Here is a 22,479-nt window from a genome sequence, read left to right as displayed (position 1 = left end):
TCGGGTTGCTGGGAATCTGCCTGAAAATACGCCGTTATGAACCTCAAATCCAGTTAAGGAAGGAGGTATCAGAGGCAATTAAAAACACCTGTTTCAAAGCATATCGTTAGACTGTAGAAAGAACACATAGCTGGATGAATCGCGTTCATTGATTTGCCATTTTTGTCCAGGGCCGCGCTCACAATCCTCACGTACTGCGTGTACACTCTGCTTGTTGCGCGCTTTCCATGTTCAAACTGGCTGCAACAATATATTCCGACTGGGATAGGATCTAAGTATCCATTGGGATGGCACCTATATTGTATATAGTCCCTATAACAACTCCAATCGCTATAATAAAGCCACAAGCCTGATAGGCAACTCTTCTCAATGCTATCGCTATATGTATATCCCTGCCCTTAACTAATAATAAAAAATAAATGTATTGCCGTAATATATACATCCAACCAGCGCCATAATGAGTAAGGGTTGACTGACAATGCAGTAACCACGGCGTCGATAGTCTATCTCCACGCCACTGCTCAGACGATGCCAACACATCACCAAGGATTATCCACTAGAAAAATACAGCGCAATCATTACATATTCCAACCTATCACCAATTCATACCAAAAAGCAGCATATACATCCAAAAAAATGCTATTGATTTTCGTTTTCTATCTCAACGATAGGTTATCCTTGCATATATCGTTGACACTTATCAAATATCGCCGCGATACTAGCCCGCACTATGAGCAAGTCGGTTCACCGACATTTGTCGGCTGCATCTGCAGCCGTATTGACACTCTCAAAAGGAGTTTTGTAACAATGAAAAAAATAACGAAATGGGCAGGCGGTATCGTCATTACCGGTATCGTCTGCTACTTAGGGTTGGTCGGCTATGTCTATAATCATGACAAACAACGTAATACCGTACCGAGTGAACCGGCAAGTTCAGCACTTAACGCTCAGGTATTAGGGATCTTGGGCGAAAAAGGCTGTGACTACTGTCATACTCCATCGAGCAATTTACCGTTTTACGCCAGCGTTCCCGGCGTGAAGCAGCTGATGGAATATGATATGTATCAGGGATATAAGGCGTTCAATCTGATACCTCTGCGCGAAAGCCTGCTGAAACCCTCCCCGAGGAAAGCCTCCAGCGGCCAACCGCCGACCCTGACGGATCTCAATAAGTTGGAGTGGGTGATTCAGCATCAGACCATGCCGCCAACCCGTTATACCGCAATGCACTGGGCCGGCCGAATGTCGCAGGCCGATCGCGATACGCTGCTACAGTGGGTGGGTGAGCAGCGTCAAAAATACTATTCGACACCGGATATGGCGCCATCGCTACGCAATGAGCCGATACAGCCGATCCCCGAGTCCTTACCGGTCAGTGCCGAAAAAGTCGCGCTGGGATTCCGTCTGTACCACGATCCGCGTTTATCCAGCAATAACACCGTGGCCTGTGCCCATTGTCACCAATTGGGCGCTGGTGGCGTAGATGGAAGAAAAACATCGCTGGGCGTCGATGACCAGGTGGGCCCCATTAACGCCCCAACGGTGTTTAATGCTGTGTTCAATATTGCTCAATTCTGGGATGGGCGTGCGGCAACCCTGCAGGATCAGGCGGGTGGTCCTCCGCTGAACCCGATCGAGATGGCATCTACATCGTGGGAGCAAATCATCGATAAGCTGAATCAAGATCAGGCATTTAAGCAGGATTTCCTCAAGGTGTACCCGCAGGGATTCAGTGGAAAAAATATCACCGATGCCATCGCCGAGTTTGAAAAAACGCTGATTACGCCGAACTCCGCGTTTGACCGCTATCTGCGCGGCGATAGCAACGCGCTCACTGCCCAGCAGCAGCGCGGCTATCAGCTGTTTAAGGATAATCGCTGCGCAACCTGTCACGCTGGCGTTGCAATGGGCGGAGAGTCTTATGAACCTCTCGGACTGATCAAGGCATATCCGTTTGGCGAACTGACCAACGCTGATATCGGTAGAATGAACGTGACTCATGAACTGCGCGATAAACTGCGCCAGAAGGTGCCGACGCTGCGTAACGTTGAGCTGACCGGTCCCTACTTCCACCGTGGTGATGTGAAGACACTGGATGAGGCGGTGAAGCAAATGCTGCGCTATCAGGTTGGCGTCACCCTGCCGCAAAGCGATGTCAACGATATCGTAGCCTTCCTGAAGAGCCTGACCGGTGTCTATACGCCCTATCCGATGAATACGGCACCCGCCGTAGAGACCCCGGCAGCACCGAAGAAGGTGGAGGCGGCCCATCCATAGCCGTAGCCGTTAATGAAAAGCAAACGGGCGTGCACTATGCACGCCCGTTTCAGTAACAACATCTACCCATGCGCGGCTTCAGTCCAGCGCAGATAAATCGATGTAGCGCGCCAACGCTTTTTCCTCTGGACGGTACAGATAGGGGATCTCACCCAACTGCGGTGCCGGCAGCTTCTGCCGCAGGGCATCAATGGTTTCAGCATAGTGCGACAGACCTGGGTTAATCCGGTTCGCAATCCAGCCGACAAACGGCAGGCCATCATTAATAATGGCCTGAGCGGTCAAGATGGCATGACTGATACAGCCCAGCTTAATCCCTACCACCAGGATTACCGGAAGCTGCTCCTGCACAACCCACTCTGAGAGCGGACGTAAATCCTGCATCAAGACCCGCCAGCCGCCGGTTCCCTGAACCACAACATGTTGCGCCTTGACACTCATATTCTGTAACCCACGGCTCATGGCGCCATAGTCCAGCGCTTCGCCGGTATAGGCATTGGCTATCTCTTCACGCAGGGTTACGGGGTTGACTTCGTCATAGCTTAGCACCATGGAGGATGCCTTGAGCAGAGTTACGGCATCCCGGTTGCGTACCCCCTGAGGGGTCTCATCACTGCCTACGGCGATAGGTTTATATCCCGCAGCACTGTGCCCAGCTGCCTGAATAGCTTGTAATAACGCACGGGAAGCCACCGTTTTACCCACCTCGGTGTCGGTTCCCGTAACGAATACGCGTTTTAGCATTGAATAATTACTCCGGAGAGACTCCGATTAATAATTGGAAAGCAGAACGATCTGACCGGAAGTATGCTGTGTACCCGCGATCGCCAATAAAGCAGAAAGTCTAGGTGAAGCGCTCTACACGCGGCTTGCGTTAGCTCAAATTTTTATTTATCGCACGGATCATTTTCCTGCCCGTAGGGCAAATGCACGGGATATAAGTAACAATACGGCACATACAAGCGAACAGTTACCCTTGCAGTAACTGTACTAACAGCGAACCGTTATACAGCGCCTCTTTGACCAACGCGGCGGCAGGCATTGTACCATGATTGTGGAAATGGCTGGCTTCAACCGAGAGATACTGGGTGTAATGAGGAAGCGACTGCTGTCGAATTGCGCTGGCAATGGAGGGGAACAAGAGCTCCGCGGCCTGGTTCAGCGGTGAACCTATCAGAATTTTTTCCGGATTAAACAGGTTAACCATCACCGCGGCGATACGCCCCACACTATGGCCAACGCTATTGATCAAGTCTCGCCCCAGCTGATCTCCCTGCAGTGCGGCCTGACACAAGGCCTCAATATTCAGCGGGTTGACCGTGTGCAGCTGTGACGACGGCGACAGCGCGAGGCGCTGCTGCGCCAGCGTCAGTATATTGTCCAGTCCGGCAATCGTCTCCAGACAGCCATGGTTTCCGCAGTAGCACTGTTTGCCATAGGGATCGACCTGGGTATGCCCTATTTCAACCAGACTTTGGCGGCTCCCGTTCAGCAGGCGCCCTTCGCTGATCACCCCCGCCCCCACGTTATGGTCAATGACAATCTGAATCAGGTTGGCACAGCCCACACCGGCGCCAAACAGCGACTCGGCTATGGTCCAGGCGCAAACATCATGCTGCAGATATACCGGCAGCCCAGTGTGGCGTGAGAGCTCGGCGCTTAGCGCCATATCACGCACCTCGGTATAATACGGCATCCGGTGAACGATCCCCCGGGCGGCATTAATTAATCCCGGCAGCGTAATGGCTATCGCCGTCAGGCGTTCCAGCTGATGCTGGTGGCGAGTAAAAAACAGATCGATCTCTGTTACGATGCGGGCCAGCAGCGGCAGCTCACCCCGCACCGACAGTGCGATCTCCTCTTCGGCGACCAGCGTACCGCGCAGATCGCGCAGCGCCAACGTCATGGAGCCCAGCCCAATCCGCACGCACAGATAGTGCCACGATGCGGTATCCAGCGTGAGACCTACGGCAGGACGTCCGCGGCTGCCGGGCTCCTGAAACTCCGTCTCCTGCACCAGGTGAGCTTCAAGCAGTTCACGAACGATTTTGGTGATACTGGCGGGAGCCAGCTGTGCACGTTTTGAAAGTTCAATGCGCGAAATAGGGCCAAAACGATCGATAAGGCGGTAAACCGCCCCAGCATTTATCTGCTTGATTTGATCAATATGCCCCGGCTGACCGTCAGCAATCACCACTGCTACTCCCAGTTATTTTTCGCGCTTCAAAATAAATATTACCGGGTATGGTGGGTATTTTACAAAAAGGCATCAACCATTTGATTAGTTATGTGATTAAGTGCACAAATACTTATCTGTTCGGTGTGTTTTCACTCATGGCCAGTGACGCAATAAGATTAGACGATGGCGCAGTCAACAGCGCGATCAGCGCAGTAGCCTGTGCACTCAGCGGCCGCTGGCGATGGTAGGCAAGCCACACCTCGGTATAGGCATCAGGCTCATCCAATGCGCGATAACAAACGCCGTCCACCTGAATACGGGTATAGGATGCCGGCAGGATAGAGACCCCCAGGCCCGCTGAGATCAGCCCGACGATCGTCATCGCTTCACCGACCTCCTGCGTAATATACGGCACAATGCCTGCCCTCTTCAGCAGCGACAGCAGCTCATCGTACAGCGCCGTACCATCGCCGCGGGAAAAGAAGACAAAGGGTTGGTCGGCCAGGTCGCTAAATCTCAGCGCCTGTCCCCGCTGCGCCAAGGGATGATGACGGTGCAAAACCGCAACCAGCGGCTCACGCTGCAGCACCCGGTGCTTCAGCACGCCAGGTAGCAGGGTATTACGCAATATGCCTATATCCAGCTTTCCATCCACCAACGGTTCGATCTGCTGCTTGGTATTGAGTTCACGCATTTGCAGATGCACCTGCGGATAGCGATGGCGATAGGAGAATAGGCTGTGCGCCACACGGGGAATAAAGGGAACCGATGAGGTAAAGCCAATGGTCAGATCCCCGGTCTCCCCCCGATGTGCCCGGGCCGCCTTTTCGGCCGCCTGCTCCAGTTGGCCAACGATGGAATAGCACTCTTTCAGAAAAAGGCTCCCCGCCTGCGTCAGGCTGACGCTACGGTTGGTGCGCATCAGCAGACAGGCGCCAAGTTCACGCTCCAGCGACTGGATCTGCTGGCTCAGTGGCGGCTGTGAAATATTCAGCCGTTCCGCCGCCCGGTTAAAATGTCGCTCCTCGGCAACGGCGATAAAGTACTTAAGATGACGAATTTCGATGCGCATGACCATTGATACTTTAAATATATTATTGGTTCTTATTAATATATTAGACATTCAACAGGCGCAATTCTATGCTCGCCATCACATAGCCTGGCTCCGTGTCAACATCGCAGCTTGTGATGCCCCCAGTGCTGACTCTCTGTTTGCTCCATACAAGGATATTGTGTGAATACCTCCCCGGCTGAAGCCGTGCCGGATACCGTCTCTCCGGCATCCACCGCCATCAGTGATGGCCTTAATGGTAAACCCCCTTTTATCACCCGCAGCCGCCCCGATTTTAAACGGGTCACATTGGCCCTGTTTTCAGCAGGGCTGGCCACCTTTGCCCTGCTGTACTGCGTACAGCCTATTCTGCCGGTGCTATCGCAGGATTTCGCCATTACCCCGGCGACCAGTAGCCTATCGCTGTCAGTTGCCACCGCCATGCTGGCCATCGGCCTGCTGTTTACCGGTCCGCTTTCCGATGCCGTCGGACGTAAAAATGTCATGGTTACTGCGCTGCTGCTGGCGGCGATCTGCACGCTGATCTGCGCCATGATGGGCAGCTGGAATGCCATTCTGGTGATGCGGGCCTTAGTTGGAGTGGCTCTGAGCGGCGTAGCCGCCGTGGCTATGACCTATCTCAGTGAAGAGATGGATCCCTCGGTTGTCGCCTTCTCCATGGGACTGTATATCAGCGGCAGCTCGATCGGCGGCATGAGCGGCCGACTGATCAGCGGTGTCATGACGGACTACTTCTCCTGGCGGCCAACCCTGGCCGTCATCGGACTATTTGCGCTGTGCGGCGCGCTGATGTTCTGGAAGATCCTGCCGCCCTCGCGCCATTTTCGTCCAACCTCCCTGCGCCCACGTAATCTGCTGCTCAATCTGCGCCTGCACTGCCACGATCGGGGACTTCCACTGCTGTTCGCCGAAGGTTTCTTGCTGATGGGTAGCTTTGTCACGCTGTTTAACTACATTGGCTACCGTCTGCTTGTCCCCCCTTATGGCCTCAGCCAGGCTATCGTCGGTGTACTTTCACTGGGTTATATCAGCGGCGCCTACAGCTCACCCAAGGCCGGGGCGATGACCGCCAGCTTTGGCCGAGGCCCGGTGCTGAGCGGCGCGATAATCATTATGCTGTTGGGACTGCTGCTTACCGCTTTCTCCACACTGTGGCTGGTGTTTATTGGCATGGTACTGTTTACCACCGGCTTCTTCGCCGCCCACTCCGTGGCCAGCAGTTGGATCGGACGCCGGGCGCGCCGGGCCAAAGGCCAGGCCTCCTCGCTCTATTTGTTCAGTTACTACGCCGGCTCCAGCGTCGCCGGTACGCTGGGCGGCGTGTTCTGGCACAGTTACGGCTGGAACGGTATCGTCATCTTCCTGGTCGTCATGCTGCTGCTCGCATGGCTGCTGGGGCGCCGTCTACAGCGTCTTCCTGAAGCCACCCTGCTATCATAGCATCCTTACCGGGCGGCCAAAGTGCAGCCCGGTACCGCTCGGTGATTTTAGCGCTGAGCGCGTTATGGCTCTCCATCAAAAACTCATTTCTGGGCTGCTGATAATCTCCCGCAGCCGTTGGTTTTTGCCGTTTTTCCCCAATAGCCGTTGAAGATGACAAGCCACAAATCAGCGCCATTGTCTTCCAGCCGAACGACGATCCGCAGGTGTGCTGCAAAATGAATCTGCATGGCAGCGAGGTGCAGTTCTTTTCACGTGGTCCTGCAAGCTGTGTGTTTAAGGCTGGTGGGCTGACGTTTGGGCTGGCTATTTGCGCGGATTCATTGGCAGAAACCTACATCTGTTCGCTCAAGGAAAAGGGAGCGGACTACTGCCTGGCACCATCCTACTCACTGAAAATGGCTATAAAAACGATATCAGCCTGCTGCGGCAGTATGCGGAAAAGTTTCAGGTGGGGATTATTATGTCCAATTACGTGGGAGAGTCAGGCGGCTGGTCGACAACAGGTAAAAGCCAGATGATTGTTCGGCCGGGAGAGGTACAGCTTCAGGCTACTCAGGATGCGGAATCGATAATTACGACAGTTTGTCGCTAAAAGCTTATCTTAAAGATGGGGGCGCTTACGCCGCATCGCAGACTAACCGTGCTGTCATCCATGATGAGATTGACCAGCCGATAACGGCAGGCGACCTCAGGCGGATGACGACTGTCAGATATAGCCAGCCTCCATCCATACACAGTAAAGTAAGAGGCAGGACGTAGAGTCTATCCCATTAGGATATTTGATTTGCCATTTTTTCCCGGGGCCATGCCCACAATCCTCACTTACTGCGTATACACTCCGGTTGTTGCACGCTATCCGTGTCCAAACTGGCTGCAACAATATATGACCTACTGAGATAGATTCGTAGTCGACTTTCCGTCTAGCCAGCTGATAAGCTTACAGAAAACCGCCGTGAACGCTTCCTACACCGGCCAGCTCCGGCAGACACCACTTCGGGGCAAAGGATAAATCGGTCAGGACATTCAGCAGACTGTCGGTTCCGCACCAGGCGCCCAGCACGTGCGAGGCACATTCCACCGTAAACAGGCGGGTATCACCTTCTCCCGTGTCCCCTCCCCGGTTTTCATGTAGACCCGTGGCAGGTAGCGGTCGCGGAACGGCACGTCCACCGCCAGCGTGTGAAAATAATTCGGGTATTCCGCAAGCTGCGGTTCACCAGAACACGCCTCCCTTTGCGCAAAGCTATCCAGGCGACAGAAACCGCCTCCGCGTAGGAGCTTTTCCATTTCCTACCCCTCCTCTATACCTATCGGAACGTGTCATCCTACGTATTTTATCGCCATCACGGAGCCCGCCGATCCCGGCGTTAAAGTCTGAGCTGACGCCCGTCCGTCGAGGCGTACCCATCCTGGTTGGCCTATATTGTTCATCATTTGTAGGATGGTAGAGGTAAAATAGGTTGCTGCAGACGGCGCAGTATGTCATTGTCATATGTATGTTGTAACTAATAAAAAGCAGTCATCTTTATGTCCACCAGCAGCGTTACCGAACGACTCCATCTCTGCTTCCGTCAACTGGAGGAGGCGCTCGACCATACCGACCACCAGCTGGCCGCCCTCACTCCGCTGCAGGCGCAGATCTTTGCACTACCGGAGATAGAAAAAGGCAAGGAGCATGAGGAGATCCGCCGCATCCGTGTCACCCCCTGCGCCGCCGGGGAGGCCTTTGACGCCGGGCGCAGCCACTTTCGCCGCCTCTTCCTTCACCATCACCGCCAGCATGTCAGCAGCAAGGCCGCGGTACGCCTGCCCGGCGTACTGTGCTATCAGGCCACGCCTCCGCAGCGCGCTGCGCTGCGCGACGCGATCGAGAGAGTCAACCGCCATAAACGGCAGCTGGAGCAGATCATCGCCGTGGAGACCGGTCTGCCGCCGGAGCAGCGCTTTGAATTTGTCCACCGCCAGCTCAAAGGGCTGCTGACCCTCAGTGCCTACCGTACCCTGACACTACTGGACGACCCCAGCAGCGTCGGCTTCGGCTGGGCAAACAAACAGGTGATAAATAACCTCAGCCGCGCCGAGGTGCTGACGCGCCTGGATAAGAGCCTACGCGCCGGACGCGCCGTTGCCCCCTACACCCGTGAACAGTGGGCGCAGCACATTCTGCAAGAGCGGGATACCCTGATGGCGCTACCCGAAAATGTCAGACTCAAAATTCGCCGTCCGGTCAAGGTTCAACCGATCGCCCGAGTGTGGTACAGCGCCATCCAGCGTCAGGTACAGCACCCGTGCAGCATGCCGCTGATCGCGTTGTGCGAATCCGCCGAATCTGCGCCGCGTATCGGAACGCTGGCCGACTACGACGCCGACAACATCGCAGTGCGCCATCGCCCACGGGCCAAGAAGCTGATCCCGGTGATCCCCCGGCTGCACCTTTACCGTGAGGCCGATGAGTTAGAAAACTAATTGTGACGTTGTCACAATATGATCACTTTTCACCTTGCGCGGAATCACCCACCATCTGTGCAGGTTGAACCCATTCATCAAACGCCGGTGCGCTGACATAGCCGAGCGTCAGCGCCGCCTCCCGCAGCGTCGTCCCCTCCCGGTGCGCCTTCTTGGCGATCTCTGCCGCCCGATCGTAGCCAATATGCGGGGCCAGCGCCGTCACCAGCATCAGCGAACGATGCAACAGTTCGTCGATACGCTCCCGGTTCGGCATCAGTCCCTGCGCACAGTGCCGGTTAAAGCTCTCCATGCCATCGGCCAACAGCCGCAGGGACTGTAAGATATTGTGGATCACCAGCGGGCGAAAGACGTTCAGCTCAAAGTTACCGGAGGCGCCACCGATATTTACGGCGGTATCATTCCCCAGTATCTGCGCGCACACCATGGTCAGCGCCTCACACTGTGTCGGGTTGACCTTACCTGGCATGATGGAACTGCCCGGCTCGTTCTCCGGCAGTCTCAGCTCCCCTATCCCACAGCGGGGCCCCGATGCCAGCCAGCGCACGTCGTTGGCAATCTTCATCAAAGAGCAGGCCAGCCCCTTCAGGGCACCGTGCCCTTGCACCAGGGCATCACAGGTCGCCAGCGCCTCAAACTTATTGGGGGCGCTGACAAACGGCAGACCAATCTGTCCGGCAAGCTCGGCGGCAATGCGCTGGGCAAATCCCGGCGGCGTATTCAACCCGGTTCCAACCGCTGTCCCCCCCAGTGCCAGCTCATACAGGTGCGGCAGCGTGTGTCTGATATGCCGCTCATTGTGCTCCAGCATCGCCACCCAGCCGGAGATCTCCTGTCCCAGCGTCAGCGGCGTGGCATCCTGCAGATGGGTGCGTCCAATCTTCACAATGGAGGCAAAGCGTTGCGCCTTATGCCGTAGCGTATCGCTCAACTGGGCGATACGCGGCAGCAGATCGCGCTCAATACCCAGCACCACCGCCACATGCATCGCCGTTGGAAATACATCGTTGGAGCTTTGAGCGCAATTGACGTCATCGTTGGGATGCACCAGCCGCTGCTCGCCGCGGACGCCACCCAGCAGCTCACTGGCCCGGTTCGCCAGCACTTCGTTCATATTCATATTGGTCTGCGTGCCGGAACCCGTTTGCCAGACCGACAGCGGAAACTCTCCGGGGCACTGCCCGTCGAGAACCTCCTGCGCCGCCAAAATAATGGCGTTTGCCTTCTCCGGCGTCAGGTGCCCATAGTCTCGATTCACCCGTGCGGCGCACAGCTTAACCAGCGCCAGCGCTGCAATCAGCGCTGGCGGCATCTTCTCCACCGAGATACAGAAATGCTCAAGAGAGCGCTGTGTTTGGGCGCCCCACATACGCTCCTGAGGCACCTTCACCTGCCCCATCGCATCTCTCTCTATACGCATCGCCGTCATTATCTCTCCTCGTGTCTCCACTGGACCGCCACCTTTACGGTGAAAAACTAACCGCTTCTTTTTCAGTATACTGCCTTGTCAATGGCCTCATTGTGAATGCCTTCGCCATTTAGATGATCAATCCCCTTGCCGAGGCGGGGGCAGTTCCTGTTTACTGAAGAAAATTCACATTTCACTGACTCGCGGAACCGACAGATGCAAAAGATGAACAATGCCATACAGCACTATGCCTGGGGCAGCCACGACGCACTGAGCAAACTTTATGGCATCGCTAACCCGGATAACCAACCGATGGCCGAGCTGTGGATGGGAGCCCACCCGTTAAACAGCTCCCGGGTACAGGATGCGCGCGGCACCAGCCTAAGTCTGCGCGATCAAATCGCCGCCGATCCTCGCGCCCAGCTGGGCGATGCCGTCGCCCGGCGCTTTGGCGAGCTGCCGTTCCTGTTTAAGGTGCTGTGCGCAGCCCAGCCGCTCTCCATTCAGGTACATCCCAATAAGCACGCCGCCGAAGCCGGCTTTGCGCGCGAAGAGGCCGCCGGCATCGCGCGAAATGCCCCGAACCGTAACTACAAGGATGCCAACCATAAACCGGAGCTGGTGTATGCGCTAACCCCTTTTGCAGCGATGAACGGCTTTCGCGAATTCGACCAGATAGCTACCCTGCTGCAACCACTGGCCGATGCCCACCCGGATATCGCCGCTTTTATCGCCCACCCGGGTGCCGACACGCTGCGGGCCCTGTTTGCCAATTTGCTCAATATGCAGGGGGAGGCAAAAGCCCATGCACTGCGCCGCCTGCGCGAGGAGATGGCCCACCAGCAAGGCGAGGTCTGGGACACCCTGCGCGCCATTGCCCCTATTTACCCGGATGACAGCGGCCTGTTCTCTCCACTGCTGCTGAATGTGATAGTGCTGGCGCCGGGCCAGGCCATGTTCCTGGATGCCGAAACACCCCACGCCTATCTGCACGGCGTCGGCCTGGAGGTCATGGCCAATTCGGATAACGTACTGCGCGCCGGCCTGACCCCGAAATATATCGATGTCACCGAGCTGCTGAAGAGCGTCCGCTTCATCGCCACACCACCCGACAAGCTGCTGACGGCGCCGTGCACCTCCGGCGCGGAGACCCGTTTCCCCGTGCCGGTCGCCGATTTTGCCTTTGCGGTCCATACGCTGAGCGCACAGCCGCAGCCGCTGCATCAGGAGAGCGCCGCCGTGCTGTTTTGCATCCGTGGAGAGGCCCGGCTGCAGCAGGGGGCACAGACGCTGATCCTGCACGCCGGCGAGTCCTGCTATCTCAGTGCCGCAGACCGCCAGGTTTCGGTGACCGGTCACGGAGAGCTGGCGCGTATTTTTAATCAGTTAGATTAATTTTCAACGAATTATTTGCCAATTACGCCCCCTTGCCCCCACAATAAAAACGCCTGCGGGCGTTTTTTTACCTTCCGGCACCGATGCGCTTGAAACCGGTGCCCGATTCTGGCTACAGAAGGACAGAGTATGAAAAAATCAGCCGTCGCCGTTGCGGTCATCGTGGTATTGGGCGCAGCCTGGAGCGGCGCATCGTGGTATACCGGTAAGCTTATTGAGCAGCGTATGGACGGTGAGGTTGCCCGTCTTAACGAAAGCCTCACTCAGCGTCTGCCTCAGGCCGGCCTGAAGATCAGCTACCAGGATTACCAGCGCGGCGTTTTCTCCAGCCGGGTTCACTACATTATCCAGGCTGATCCCGCCGCCAAACAGGATGCACTGCTGAAGCCGGGTCAGCAGCTGGCGCTGAATGAAACCATCAGCCATGGCCCCTTCCCGCTGGCCCGCTTCTCACTGGTTCCCAGCATGGCCGTAGTGTACAGTGAGCTGGCCAATACGCCGCTGGTCGCCCCGCTGTTTACAGCCAATAAAGGAACGTCGCCCCTTGATGCCTATACCCGAATCGCCTATAGCGGGGATAACAGCACCGAGATAACCCTGCAGCCACTCTCTCTGCAAACAGGCGAGAATAAAATCGACTTTGGCGGCGCGCAGATTAAGGCCGATATCGCCCGCGATCTCAGCCGAATGGATCTTACGGCAGATGCCAGAAGCCTGAGCATCGATGCCCCAAACGGGGGTCAGCGTGAAACCCTGTCGCTGACAGGCGCCACCTTTACCACTCACAGCAAGATGGGCAAGTTTGGCCTGAATATCGGTGAACAGCAGATCGCCGCCAAGCGCCTGAGCCTGTCGTTCGATGGCAAAGAGAGCGCCGCGCTGGACGATCTGGCAATGGATGCCAGTCTGAAAGAGGGTGAACGTACGCTGGATGCGCGGGTGGACTATCGTCTCGGCGGTCTGCAGATCGATGGGAAAGCCTTCGGTAGCGGCGCCATGACGCTGAATCTGAATGGGTTTGATGGCCATGGCGTGAAAAAGTTTGCTGATGAATACGATGCCTTTATCCGCCGCCAGATGAACAGCGGCAACAGCAGCAACAGCGTCGCCTATCAGCAGCAGCTAGCCGGCATGCTGGATGCCGCCCTGCCCAGCCTGCTGAGCGGCAATCCTCAGATCGATCTCAAGCCGGTCACCTGGAAAAACAGCGCCGGCAGCAGTCAGTTTGACCTTAGCCTATCATTGAGCGCACCGGCCAAGACCGAGGCCGCCGCCGCGCTGCCGCCGCTGTTGCAGGCCGTCCGTACGCTGGATGTCTCCCTTAACCTCTCCATGCCGATGGCGACACAAATCGCCGCCAATGCGGCCGAGCTGGAGGGATACCAAACCGATGAGGCGCAAAAGCTGGCGGCACAGCAGGTGCAGGGCGTTTCCGCCATGGGTCAGATGTTTAAGCTCACGACGCAGCAGGATAATGCGATCGTCAGCCAGCTGCACTATGCCAACGGGCAGGTAACCCTGAACGGCAAGCAGATGACCCTGGCCCAGTTTGCCGGCCTGTTTGGCGTGCTTGGCGGTATGGATTCGGCGCCCGTCGGCGCACAGTAATCCCCCCGAAGCTATCGATAATGCCCGCCACCCGGTGGGCATTTTTCATTCCCGCTCCTGCATCACAGCAGTGCTGTATATAAATACAGTACTACCATAAAACGAGACACCTCGAATACAAAGGTGATCAAAATCACATTCTTATGTAATTAGATGGTTATTTACTTCGCGTTGTTTTTATACTGTTGCGCACCTTAAGCAAAATAATTGAGAGTGCCCATCATGATCGATTCGCGTTTTCCCCTGATTGACCTACACCGCCATCTTGATGGCAACATCCGGCCACAAACCATTCTAGAGCTGGGACAACAGTATCGGCTGGCGCTGCCGGCGAATGAGCTGGAGGCCCTGCGCCCCCATGTCCAAATCAGCGATTCGGTACCGGATCTGGTCAGCTTTCTGCAAAAGCTGGACTGGGGCGTCGCCGTTCTGGCCACCCTGGATGCCTGCCGCCGGGTAGCCTACGAAAACGTTGAAGATCTGAAGCGCGCAGGTATCGATTATGCCGAGCTGCGCTTCTCCCCCTACTACATGGCGCAGCGCCACGGCCTGCCTCTGCAGGGGGTGGTTGAAGCCATCATTGACGGCGTCAGCGCCGCCTCGCGCGACGTCGGCGTTCCGGTCAAACTGATTGGGATCATGAGCCGCACCTTTGGCCAAGAGGCCTGCCGCCAGGAGCTGGAGGCACTGCTGAGCGGCCGCGAGCGGATCGCCGCACTGGATCTGGCCGGTGACGAGCTGGGCTTCCCGGGCGATCTGTTTAGGTCGCACTTTACCCGGGCGCGTGACGCAGGATGGCACATTACAGTACACGCCGGCGAAGCCGCGGGGGCGGAAAGCATCTGGCAGGCCATCCGCGAACTGGGTGCCGAACGCATTGGCCACGGTGTGAATGCGATCCAGGATGCACGCCTGATGGATTATCTGGCGGAGCACGCCATCGGCGTGGAGGCCTGCCTGACCTCCAACCTGCAGACCAGTACGGTGCCCTCTTTGGCACAGCATCCGCTGAAGCATTTCCTGCAACACGGCATTATCGCTAACCTCAACACGGATGACCCGGCGGTGGAAGGGATTGAGCTGCGTCACGAATACCAGACAGCCGCACCGGCGGCAGGCCTGAGCGCCGAGCAAATCCGCCAGGCGCAGTACAACGGCCTGAGCATGGCTTTCCTGAGCCCGGCGGAGAAACAGGTGCTGCGCGACGCCAAGCAGATGTGCTAACTCCCCAGGACACTCTGGGAGCGTGCTATTCAGCGCGCTCCGGCGCCTGACAACGGCGGGCGTAGCGCTGGGCCAGCCAGGCACAGACCATCAGCTGCAACTGGTGAAAAATCATCAGAGGCAGCACCATCATCCCGACGGCCGCCGCTGGAAACAGCACGTTGGCCATCGGGATACCGTTGGCCAGGCTCTTTTTGGAGCCACAGAACACAATGGTTATCTCATCGGCCTTATCAAATCCCAGTGCCCTGGCCATGGCTGTATTAATCAGCAGCACAATTGCCAGCAGCAGGCAGGAGACCAGCACGATCACCCCGAGCGAGCCGGCGTCAATACGCTGCCAGATCCCCTCGATCACCGCCTCACTGAATGCGGTATAGACCACCAGCAAGATCGATGAGCGGTCGGTTACATTGATCAGACGCCGGTGGCGGGCCACCCAGGCTGCCGTCAGCGGACGCGACAGATGCCCCAACAGGAACGGCAGCATCAGCTGCAGCACAATCGCGCCGATGGCGTGCAGGCTATCGATATTGTCGCCCTGCGTATGCATCAGCAGCCCCACCAGCAGCGGCGATAAAAACACCCCCAGCATACTGGAGGCCGAGGCGCTGCAGATGGCCGCCGCCACGTTGCCGCCGGCCATCGAGGTATAGGCAATGGCCGACTGCACCGTCGCCGGCAGCGCGCACAGATACAAAAAGCCCAGATAGACAACGGGGCTCATCAGCACCGGCACCAGCCCCCCCAGGCCCGCACCCAGCAGAGGAAACAGTACGAAAGTGCTCAGGAATATCACGAGATGCAACCGCCAGTGGCCGATGCCGGCGCCGATCGCCTCACGCGACAGCTTGGCACCATGCATAAAAAACAGCAGCGCGATAGCCGCCGTCGTCAGGTGACCAAACAGGGTCTTGGCTTCGCCGCGACAGGGCAATAGCGATGCCAGCAGCACCACCAGGATCAGTACCAACAGAAATGGATCAACGCGTAAACGCCGCAGCCAGGACATAACACCGGTTTCCTTGTCAATCAATGGGAGCGTCCCCATCATAACGGGCTTTCTCCCCGCTGCCACGCCCCTTGTTACAGACCCTGACAAAATCTCCGCCGCTGCGGTGGGAAAATGGCGGCGGTGCGCCCATATTTCATAAATTTTTAATCCATGTCACCAATATCTCTCTGAACTCATTAGAATAATTACTTAATACTGTTTTAAATTATGTCTATATCAATTTAAAATTGATGAAGAGAATGTAAGCATTGGCGAATTAGTGCGCAAATCCTGTAAAGCGAATAATAGCGATAGTCTGGAAAAGCGTTTCAACCATTTAAATGATTTTCTGCCCGAGAAAAGTGACATTATAAAGATGTCTCGCGGCCCACCTCTCAGAGTACCGGGCTGGCTAACAGCGGGCATCTATTTGACGTAGGCACCGCACCGAAAAGGATTTGGTACTATGTCATCTAAAATACCCGGCGCCACTTGCATTAGCCGTTATCCCGCGCTCCGCTGACGCGCGGCAGACACGATTCCCCTTACATGCCCCCAGCCCACAGAGCCCGCTCCCGTTGCCTAAACCATGGAGCCTATCCTGCGGGAATTTCACGCGGCGGGCGATCCATCCGTCCAGGATAAATAAATTTAAATTTGTCTGAATTATCCCCTTCGGTTAATCGTTTACTTCGCTTTTCTATTCATAAACGCAACAACACCACGTCAGCAGAAATACCCGGAAACGCCGCAAATGCCTACCCATCCTTACGGATATCAGCGACATGATAAATCAGCGAGTCTTATAAAGTAGTCATGCTGGTCGTACGGTTTGTTTTTAGCCTTGCCTACACTGTTTTCCCATGCCGGTCACACTATTTCGATATTTAACGGAGCAACCGTTTGCGTATTATGGCATAGTACGCGCCCGAGCCCGTCCAGGCGTATAATCGATGCCGCTCAGCCCACTTAGCGGCCTGCTGCCGGCAGCGCCTGTGTTTACTCTGTTTATATAAAGGATCACGACACACCATGATATCCTGCTGCGAACCGATGCCCTCATCCCAGCCTGCCCTGCTGCCGATCGCCACCATTGCCGCCAAAATCGGCATCGCCACCGAAGCCCTGATCCCCTATGGCCACTATGCGGCCAAGGTGGATATGCGGCAGCTCACGCCCCGCCCCCCACGAGGTAAACTGATCCTGGTCTCCAGCATCACCCCCACGCCGCTCGGCGAAGGGAAAACCGTCACGACCCTAGGCCTGAGCCAAGGGCTGAACCATCTGGGGCACAGCGCTATCGCCTGTATCCGCCAGCCCAGCCTTGGCCCGGTGTTCGGCGTTAAGGGCGGAGCCGCCGGCGGCGGTGCGTCGCAGGTGCTGCCGATGGAGCAGCTCAATCTGCATCTGACCGGCGATATCCACGCCATCAGCGCCGCGCATAACCTGGCCGCGGCGGCGCTCGATGCCCGACTGTTCCACGAACAGCGCCTGGGCGATGCGTTCACTGCCCAGAGCGGGCTGCAGCGCCTGGATATCGACCCCCTGCGCATCGTCTGGAAGCGGGTGATGGACCATAACGATCGGGCGCTGCGCAGCATTGACGTTGGCGTCGGCGGTGGCAATAACGGCGTGCCGCGCCACGATGGCTTTGATATCAGCGCAGCCTCGGAACTGATGGCCATTCTGGCGCTCTCCGACGGTCTGGCCGATATGCGTACGCGCATCGGCAAGGTGATCCTGGCCTATTCCCTGCAAGGTGCGCCGATCACCGCGGAGGATCTGCAGGTGGCCGGTGCCATGACCGTCGTGATGAAAGCGGCGATCCACCCGACCCTGATGCAGAGCAGCGAGCAGACGCCGGTGCTGATCCACGCGGGTCCCTTCGCCAATATCGCCCATGGCAACTCCTCCGTGCTGGCCGATAGACTGGCCCTGCAACTGGCCGACTATGTGGTCACCGAAGCGGGCTTCGGCTCCGACATGGGAATGGAGAAGTTCTTCAATATCAAATATCGCCAGTCGGGGATCGCCCCCTCCTGCGTGGTGCTGGTCGCCACGCTGCGCAGCCTGAAAGCCAACAGCGGGCAGTTCAATATGAAGCCGGGACAGGCGCTGCCGGAAGAGGTGAAGCAGCCGAACGCCGATCTGCTGCGCACCGGCTGTGAAAACCTGGGCTGGCATATCGCCAACGCCCGCCGCTATGGTCTGCCGGTGGTTATCGCCGTCAACCGCTGGCCGGAAGATACGCCGCAGGAGCTGGCCATACTGCGCGACTATGCGCTCAGCGCCGGCGCATTCGGCGTCGAATTCAGCGAAGCCTTTGCTCTCGGCGGGCGCGGCGCGGCGCGCCTGGCAGCCTGCGTCACCGATGCCTGCAGCCAGGCGGCCCAGGTCAACCTGCTCTACCCGGACGCTATGCCGCTGGCAGAGAAGCTGCAGACCCTGGCGCACAGCTACGGCGCCAGCCATGCCGAGCTGACAGTGCAGGCGCAGCAGGAGCTGGATGCGCTGGAGCAGGCCGGCTTTGGCCACCTGCCGCTGTGCATGGCAAAGACCCCGCTCTCCATCAGCGCCGATCCGGCGTTGAAAAACGCCCCGCGCGGATTTGTGCTGCCCATCCGCAGCCTGCAGGTCTCCGCCGGTGCCGGGTTTATCCGCGCCTATGCCGGTAACATCATGACGATGCCGGGGCTCAGCACCCTGCCGGCCTACCGCCACATCGATATCGACGCCGACGGCAATACCGTTGGACTAAGCTAACGCCCGCCCCCGATCCCTGCTCCCTCCGGCGCCGGGATCGGGTATACTCCCCCGCATTCGCCCTTTTATCCGGTATTGCATACGATGAAAACTGACCGTATCGGCGGCTGGCTGTTTGCGCCATTGGCCTACATGATCCTCTCTCTCGTCTCCTCCAGCCTGATGCTGGCGCTGTTCGTCATGACGCTGCTGCAGCACGGCGGCAGCGGACGCCTGTGGGCTCACGGCGGCACCTTTTCATCACAGTGGGGGCTCTCTCTGTTAATTACTCTGGGCGTGTGGTGTTTCTCGCTGCACGTACTGCGCCTGTTTTTTAAACGCTCACGACGCTTCCCCAAACATTTCATCGCCTGGCTGCTGGTCATGCTGCTGCTGGCGCTGAAATCCTTTGCCTTCTCGCCGATCAGCGATACCCTGGCACTGCGCGGGATCGTCACGCCGCTGCTTGCCGCCGCCGTATTTGTTCCCTATATCAAGCGTTCGGCCCGCGTACGCCAGACATTTATTGAGCAATAGTGTCAATTTACACCGGCGGCGCCGCCTTCATCGTGGGTAATTTGCGCAAATCGCAATACCCCTACGTTTGATCTGTTGTCGTCAGCCGACTAAACCCCGATAATACGGCGGTTTCATCTTCCAGCTGATCTTTCTGCTTTGTAGGTTTTGTGTGATGACCGATTATCTGTTGTTGCTGGTCGGTACTGTCCTGGTCAATAACTTCGTCCTGGTTAAATTTCTCGGCCTGTGCCCTTTTATGGGGGTATCGAAAAAGCTTGAGACGGCGATGGGCATGGGACTGGCAACCACCTTTGTACTCACCCTGGCGTCCGTTTGCGCCTGGGCCGTAAACCAGTTTATTCTGGTACCGCTGGGGCTGGCCTATCTGCGCACCCTGACCTTTATCCTGGTCATTGCTGTCGTGGTACAATTTACTGAACTGGCGGTGCGTAAAACCAGCCCGATGCTATATCGCCTGCTGGGCATTTTTCTGCCGCTGATCACCACCAACTGTGCGGTACTCGGCGTAGCGCTGCTCAACGTCAATCAGTCGCACAACTTTCTGCAGTCAGCCGTGTACGGTTTCAGCGCCGCCGTCGGCTTCTCACTGGTAATGGTGCTGTTTGCCGCCATCCGTGAACGACTGGCGCTGGCTGACGTCCCGGCACCGTTTCGTGGCGCATCCATTGCCCTTATCACCGCCGGGCTGATGTCTCTTGCCTTTATGGGCTTTAGCGGATTGGTAAAATTCTAATGTCTTCATTATGGATAGCGATCGCCGCCGTCAGCGCCATTGCGCTGGTCTCCGGCCTGATCCTGGGGTTTGCCGCCCGCCGTTTTCAGGTGGAAGCGGACCCCATCGTAGAACGTATTGATGCCCTGCTGCCACAGAGCCAGTGTGGCCAGTGCGGCTACCCAGGCTGCCGCCCCTATGCCGAAGCCGTCGCCAACGGGGAGAAGATCAATCGCTGTGCGCCGGGCGGCGAGGCGGTGATGCGCAATATTGCCGCGCTGCTGGCCGTTGATCCGCAGCCGCTGGAAGGCGATGGCGTCCAGAGCGAACCTCAGCGCCAGGTTGCACTGATCGACGAGGCCAACTGTATCGGCTGCACCAAGTGTATTCAATCCTGCCCGGTCGACGCCATCGTCGGCGCGACGCGGGCACTGCACACCGTCATCAGCGATCAGTGTACCGGCTGTGGCCTGTGTCTTCCGCCCTGCCCGACGTCGTGTATCCAGCTGGTGCCCGTCCCTACCACGACCGCCACCTGGAAATGGAATTTGCAGACCATTCCCGTACATATTCTGGAAGTTGAGCGCCATGTTTAAGCTGTTCGCCGCACTGCGTAAAGAGAGACTGTGGGACTTTACAGGGGGGATCCACCCCCCTGAGATGAAACAGATCTCCAGCGAGATCCCGCTGCGCCGCATTCCGCTGCCGAATCTGCTGATCATTCCGCTGCAGCAGCACCTGGGACCCGAGGGGGAGCTGCTGGTCAAGGTGGGCGAACGGGTGCTGAAAGGCCAGCCGCTCACCCGCGGCAATGGTCGTACCCTGCCGGTACATGCGTCAACCTCCGGCACCATCAGCGCCATCTCGCGTCAGGTGACCGCCCACCCCTCCGGCCTGCCCGAGCTGTGCATCAGCCTGGTCCCCGACCAGCAGGACTGCTGGGGAGAGCGTCACCCGCTGCCCGACTATCGCGCCATGACGCCCCCGGCGCTGATCGACCATATCCATCAGGCCGGGATCGCCGGACTCGGCGGCGCCGGTTTCCCAACAGCCGCCAAACTCAACGGCGGCGCGGATCGCATTAATACCCTGATCATCAACGCCGCCGAGTGTGAGCCCTACATCACTGCTGACGACCGCCTGATGCGCGAACACGCCGCGGAAATCGTCAGCGGCTGCGCGATATTGAGCCACATTCTGGCGCCAGAACGGGTGTTGATTGGTATTGAGGACAATAAACCGCAGGCGATCGCTGCCCTGCGTCATGCGTTACAGTGTCACGAAAAGATACAACTGCGGGTGATCCCCACCAAGTATCCCTCTGGCGGCGCTAAGCAGCTGATCAAGATCCTGACCGGCATGGAGGTTCCCCACGGCCGACACTCGGCCTCCATCGGCGTCCTGATGCAAAACGTGGCAACGGTCTACGCCATCAAGCGCGCCGTCATCGACGGAGAGCCGCTGATCGAACGCGTGGTCACCCTGACAGGTGAGCAGATGCACCGCCCGGGAAATGTCTGGGCCGCTATCGGTACGCCGGTGAAGCATCTGCTGCAAAACGGCGGCCTTATTGCACAGAACAAGCACCCGATGGTGATCATGGGAGGTCCGCTAATGGGCTTTACCCTGTCACGCCTCGGCGTACCGGTGGTCAAGATAACCAACTGTATTCTGACCCCTTCGCGCGATGAATTCAGCGTACCGCAGGCGGAGCAGCCCTGCATTCGCTGTGGCGCCTGCGCCGACGTCTGCCCGGCGCGCCTGCTGCCCCAGCAGCTGTACTGGTTCAGCCAGGGCAAGGAGCACGATAAGGCGCGCGGCTACCATCTACAGGAGTGCATCGAGTGTGGCGCCTGTGCCTACGTGTGCCCCAGCAACATCCCGCTGGTGCAGTACTATCGCCAGGAGAAGGCCGAGATCCGCGCGTTGGACGATGAGGCCCGACGCGCCGCCGAGGCCAAGGCGCGCTTCGAGGCGCGTCTGGCACGCCTTGAACGGGAAAAGGCGGCGCGCGAACAGCGTCACAAACAGGCCGCCGTCAGCGTCAGCAACAGCGATCGCGAGACCATCCAAGCCGCGCTGCAGCGCATTAACCTACGTAAGGCGGGCCAGACCGATGACGTCGCCGCGGTAAACGATCCGCGCCAGGCGGCGCTGGCGGCCGCCATCGCCCGCGCCAAAGCCAAGCAGGCCGGGGCCACACCGGCACCGGCGGCCACGGACAGTGACGCTGCCGCTCCGGCACCACAGGATGACCCGCGTAAGGCGGCCATCGCCGCAGCCATCACCCGAGCCAAAGCCAAGCAGGCCGGGGCCACACCGGCACCGGCGGCCACGAACAGTGACGCTGTCGCTCCGGCGCCGCAGGATGACCCTCGTAAGGCGGCCATCGCCCGTGCCAAAGCCAAGCCAGGCCGGG

16 protein-coding genes are annotated in these 22,479 nt (G+C 57.8%); 11 read left to right on the top strand and 5 right to left on the bottom strand.

The genetic code is table 11. The features are described from left to right. The first annotated feature begins 807 nt into the window (after positions 1 to 807). On the top strand, positions 808 to 2,277 hold the full coding sequence (locus EIEH_RS13865; protein WP_015871376.1) for a cytochrome-c peroxidase: 1,470 nt from the start codon (positions 808 to 810) through the stop codon (positions 2,275 to 2,277). A 78-nt stretch (positions 2,278 to 2,355) separates the two neighbouring features. Here the strand turns inward: EIEH_RS13865 and bioD are convergent, their stop codons facing one another. The 3 genes from bioD to EIEH_RS13850 all read right to left on the bottom strand — a co-directional run bounded on the left by bioD (position 2,356) and on the right by EIEH_RS13850 (position 5,528). Beyond that, the gene (gene bioD / locus EIEH_RS13860) at positions 2,356 to 3,021 is read right to left on the bottom strand and encodes a dethiobiotin synthase (RefSeq protein ID WP_015871377.1); all 666 of its coding nucleotides are present in this window, start codon (positions 3,019 to 3,021) and stop codon (positions 2,356 to 2,358) included. A gap of 226 nt (positions 3,022 to 3,247) precedes the next feature. Beyond that, positions 3,248 to 4,471, bottom strand: a complete 1,224-nt coding sequence (mlc, locus tag EIEH_RS13855) for a sugar metabolism global transcriptional regulator Mlc (protein ID WP_015871378.1) — start codon at positions 4,469 to 4,471, stop codon at positions 3,248 to 3,250. 115 nt (positions 4,472 to 4,586) lie between these two features. Beyond that, on the bottom strand, positions 4,587 to 5,528 hold the full coding sequence (locus tag EIEH_RS13850) for a LysR family transcriptional regulator (RefSeq protein ID WP_015871380.1): 942 nt from the start codon (positions 5,526 to 5,528) through the stop codon (positions 4,587 to 4,589). A 162-nt stretch (positions 5,529 to 5,690) separates the two neighbouring features. Between EIEH_RS13850 and EIEH_RS13845 the strand changes: the two genes are divergently transcribed. Then, positions 5,691 to 6,968 carry an MFS transporter gene (locus EIEH_RS13845; protein ID WP_015871381.1) on the top strand — a complete coding sequence of 426 codons (1,278 nt, stop codon included), beginning with the start codon at positions 5,691 to 5,693 and terminating at the stop codon, positions 6,966 to 6,968. A gap of 1,530 nt (positions 6,969 to 8,498) precedes the next feature. Continuing rightward, positions 8,499 to 9,437, top strand: coding sequence for a DNA replication terminus site-binding protein (gene tus, locus EIEH_RS13835; protein ID WP_015871384.1), 939 nt, complete (start codon positions 8,499 to 8,501; stop codon positions 9,435 to 9,437). A 22-nt stretch (positions 9,438 to 9,459) separates the two neighbouring features. On the opposite strand, the gene fumC is transcribed toward tus, so the two are convergent. Continuing rightward, a complete protein-coding gene (fumC, locus tag EIEH_RS13830) occupies positions 9,460 to 10,866 on the bottom strand; it encodes a class II fumarate hydratase (RefSeq protein WP_015871385.1) in 1,407 nt (468 codons plus the stop codon). 195 nt (positions 10,867 to 11,061) lie between these two features. On the opposite strand from fumC, the gene manA reads away from it, so the two are divergent. From manA to add, 3 genes are all read left to right on the top strand, one after another. Beyond that, positions 11,062 to 12,240 (top strand): mannose-6-phosphate isomerase, encoded by a 1,179-nt coding sequence (manA, locus tag EIEH_RS13825; RefSeq protein WP_015871386.1) that lies wholly within the window; start codon positions 11,062 to 11,064, stop codon positions 12,238 to 12,240. Between the two features lie 129 nt (positions 12,241 to 12,369). Next, positions 12,370 to 13,848 carry a YdgA family protein gene (locus EIEH_RS13820; RefSeq protein WP_015871387.1) on the top strand — a complete coding sequence of 493 codons (1,479 nt, stop codon included), beginning with the start codon at positions 12,370 to 12,372 and terminating at the stop codon, positions 13,846 to 13,848. 222 nt (positions 13,849 to 14,070) lie between these two features. Beyond that, entirely contained in the window at positions 14,071 to 15,072 is a 1,002-nt protein-coding gene (gene add, locus EIEH_RS13815; protein ID WP_015871388.1) for an adenosine deaminase, read from the top strand. Between the two features lie 25 nt (positions 15,073 to 15,097). Here add and EIEH_RS13810 read toward each other — a convergent pair whose 3' ends face one another. Beyond that, on the bottom strand, positions 15,098 to 16,084 hold the full coding sequence (locus EIEH_RS13810; RefSeq protein ID WP_015871389.1) for a bile acid:sodium symporter family protein: 987 nt from the start codon (positions 16,082 to 16,084) through the stop codon (positions 15,098 to 15,100). 1,014 nt (positions 16,085 to 17,098) lie between these two features. On the opposite strand from EIEH_RS13810, the gene EIEH_RS13805 reads away from it, so the two are divergent. From EIEH_RS13805 to rsxC, 5 genes are all read left to right on the top strand, one after another. Further along, complete coding sequence (locus EIEH_RS13805) at positions 17,099 to 18,829, top strand: formate--tetrahydrofolate ligase (RefSeq protein WP_015871391.1); 1,731 nt, start codon at positions 17,099 to 17,101, stop codon at positions 18,827 to 18,829. Between the two features lie 84 nt (positions 18,830 to 18,913). Then, on the top strand, positions 18,914 to 19,345 hold the full coding sequence (locus EIEH_RS13800) for a DUF2569 domain-containing protein (RefSeq protein WP_015871392.1): 432 nt from the start codon (positions 18,914 to 18,916) through the stop codon (positions 19,343 to 19,345). Positions 19,346 to 19,499: 154 nt separating this feature from the next. Further along, a complete protein-coding gene (gene rsxA, locus EIEH_RS13795) occupies positions 19,500 to 20,081 on the top strand; it encodes an electron transport complex subunit RsxA (RefSeq protein WP_015871393.1) in 582 nt (193 codons plus the stop codon). Further along, positions 20,081 to 20,656: an electron transport complex subunit RsxB gene (gene rsxB, locus EIEH_RS13790; RefSeq protein WP_015871394.1), complete on the top strand. Its 576-nt coding sequence runs from the start codon at positions 20,081 to 20,083 to the stop codon at positions 20,654 to 20,656. Before rsxA ends, rsxB begins: the two co-directional genes overlap by 1 nt. After that, on the top strand, positions 20,649 to 22,479 hold a 1,831-nt coding region (gene rsxC / locus EIEH_RS13785; RefSeq protein WP_035609994.1), incomplete at its 3' end, for an electron transport complex subunit RsxC. The genes rsxB and rsxC, both read left to right, overlap by 8 nt.

The sequence above is a fragment of the Edwardsiella ictaluri ATCC 33202 genome (assembly GCF_000264785.1).
GTDB classification, from domain to species: domain Bacteria; phylum Pseudomonadota; class Gammaproteobacteria; order Enterobacterales; family Enterobacteriaceae; genus Edwardsiella; species Edwardsiella ictaluri.
Note: the sequence above shows the minus strand (reverse complement) of the source record. Positions and strands in the feature narration are given on the sequence as shown.

Bases quoted from the DNA above. Each gene is read 5' to 3' on its own strand.
- manA (WP_015871386.1), top strand. From the start codon at position 11,062: ATGCAAAAGATGAACAATGCCATACAGCACTATGCCTGGGGCAGCCAC.
- rsxB (WP_015871394.1), top strand. From the start codon at position 20,081: ATGTCTTCATTATGGATAGCGATCGCCGCCGTCAGCGCCATTGCGCTG.
- EIEH_RS13865 (WP_015871376.1), top strand. From the start codon at position 808: ATGAAAAAAATAACGAAATGGGCAGGCGGTATCGTCATTACCGGTATC.
- add (WP_015871388.1), top strand. From the start codon at position 14,071: ATGATCGATTCGCGTTTTCCCCTGATTGACCTACACCGCCATCTTGAT.
- EIEH_RS13805 (WP_015871391.1), top strand. From the start codon at position 17,099: ATGATATCCTGCTGCGAACCGATGCCCTCATCCCAGCCTGCCCTGCTG.
- fumC (WP_015871385.1), bottom strand. From the start codon at position 10,866: ATGACGGCGATGCGTATAGAGAGAGATGCGATGGGGCAGGTGAAGGTG.
- EIEH_RS13850 (WP_015871380.1), bottom strand. From the start codon at position 5,528: ATGCGCATCGAAATTCGTCATCTTAAGTACTTTATCGCCGTTGCCGAG.
- rsxA (WP_015871393.1), top strand. From the start codon at position 19,500: ATGACCGATTATCTGTTGTTGCTGGTCGGTACTGTCCTGGTCAATAAC.
- bioD (WP_015871377.1), bottom strand. From the start codon at position 3,021: ATGCTAAAACGCGTATTCGTTACGGGAACCGACACCGAGGTGGGTAAA.
- EIEH_RS13820 (WP_015871387.1), top strand. From the start codon at position 12,370: ATGAAAAAATCAGCCGTCGCCGTTGCGGTCATCGTGGTATTGGGCGCA.
- EIEH_RS13810 (WP_015871389.1), bottom strand. From the start codon at position 16,084: ATGTCCTGGCTGCGGCGTTTACGCGTTGATCCATTTCTGTTGGTACTG.
- EIEH_RS13800 (WP_015871392.1), top strand. From the start codon at position 18,914: ATGAAAACTGACCGTATCGGCGGCTGGCTGTTTGCGCCATTGGCCTAC.
- tus (WP_015871384.1), top strand. From the start codon at position 8,499: ATGTCCACCAGCAGCGTTACCGAACGACTCCATCTCTGCTTCCGTCAA.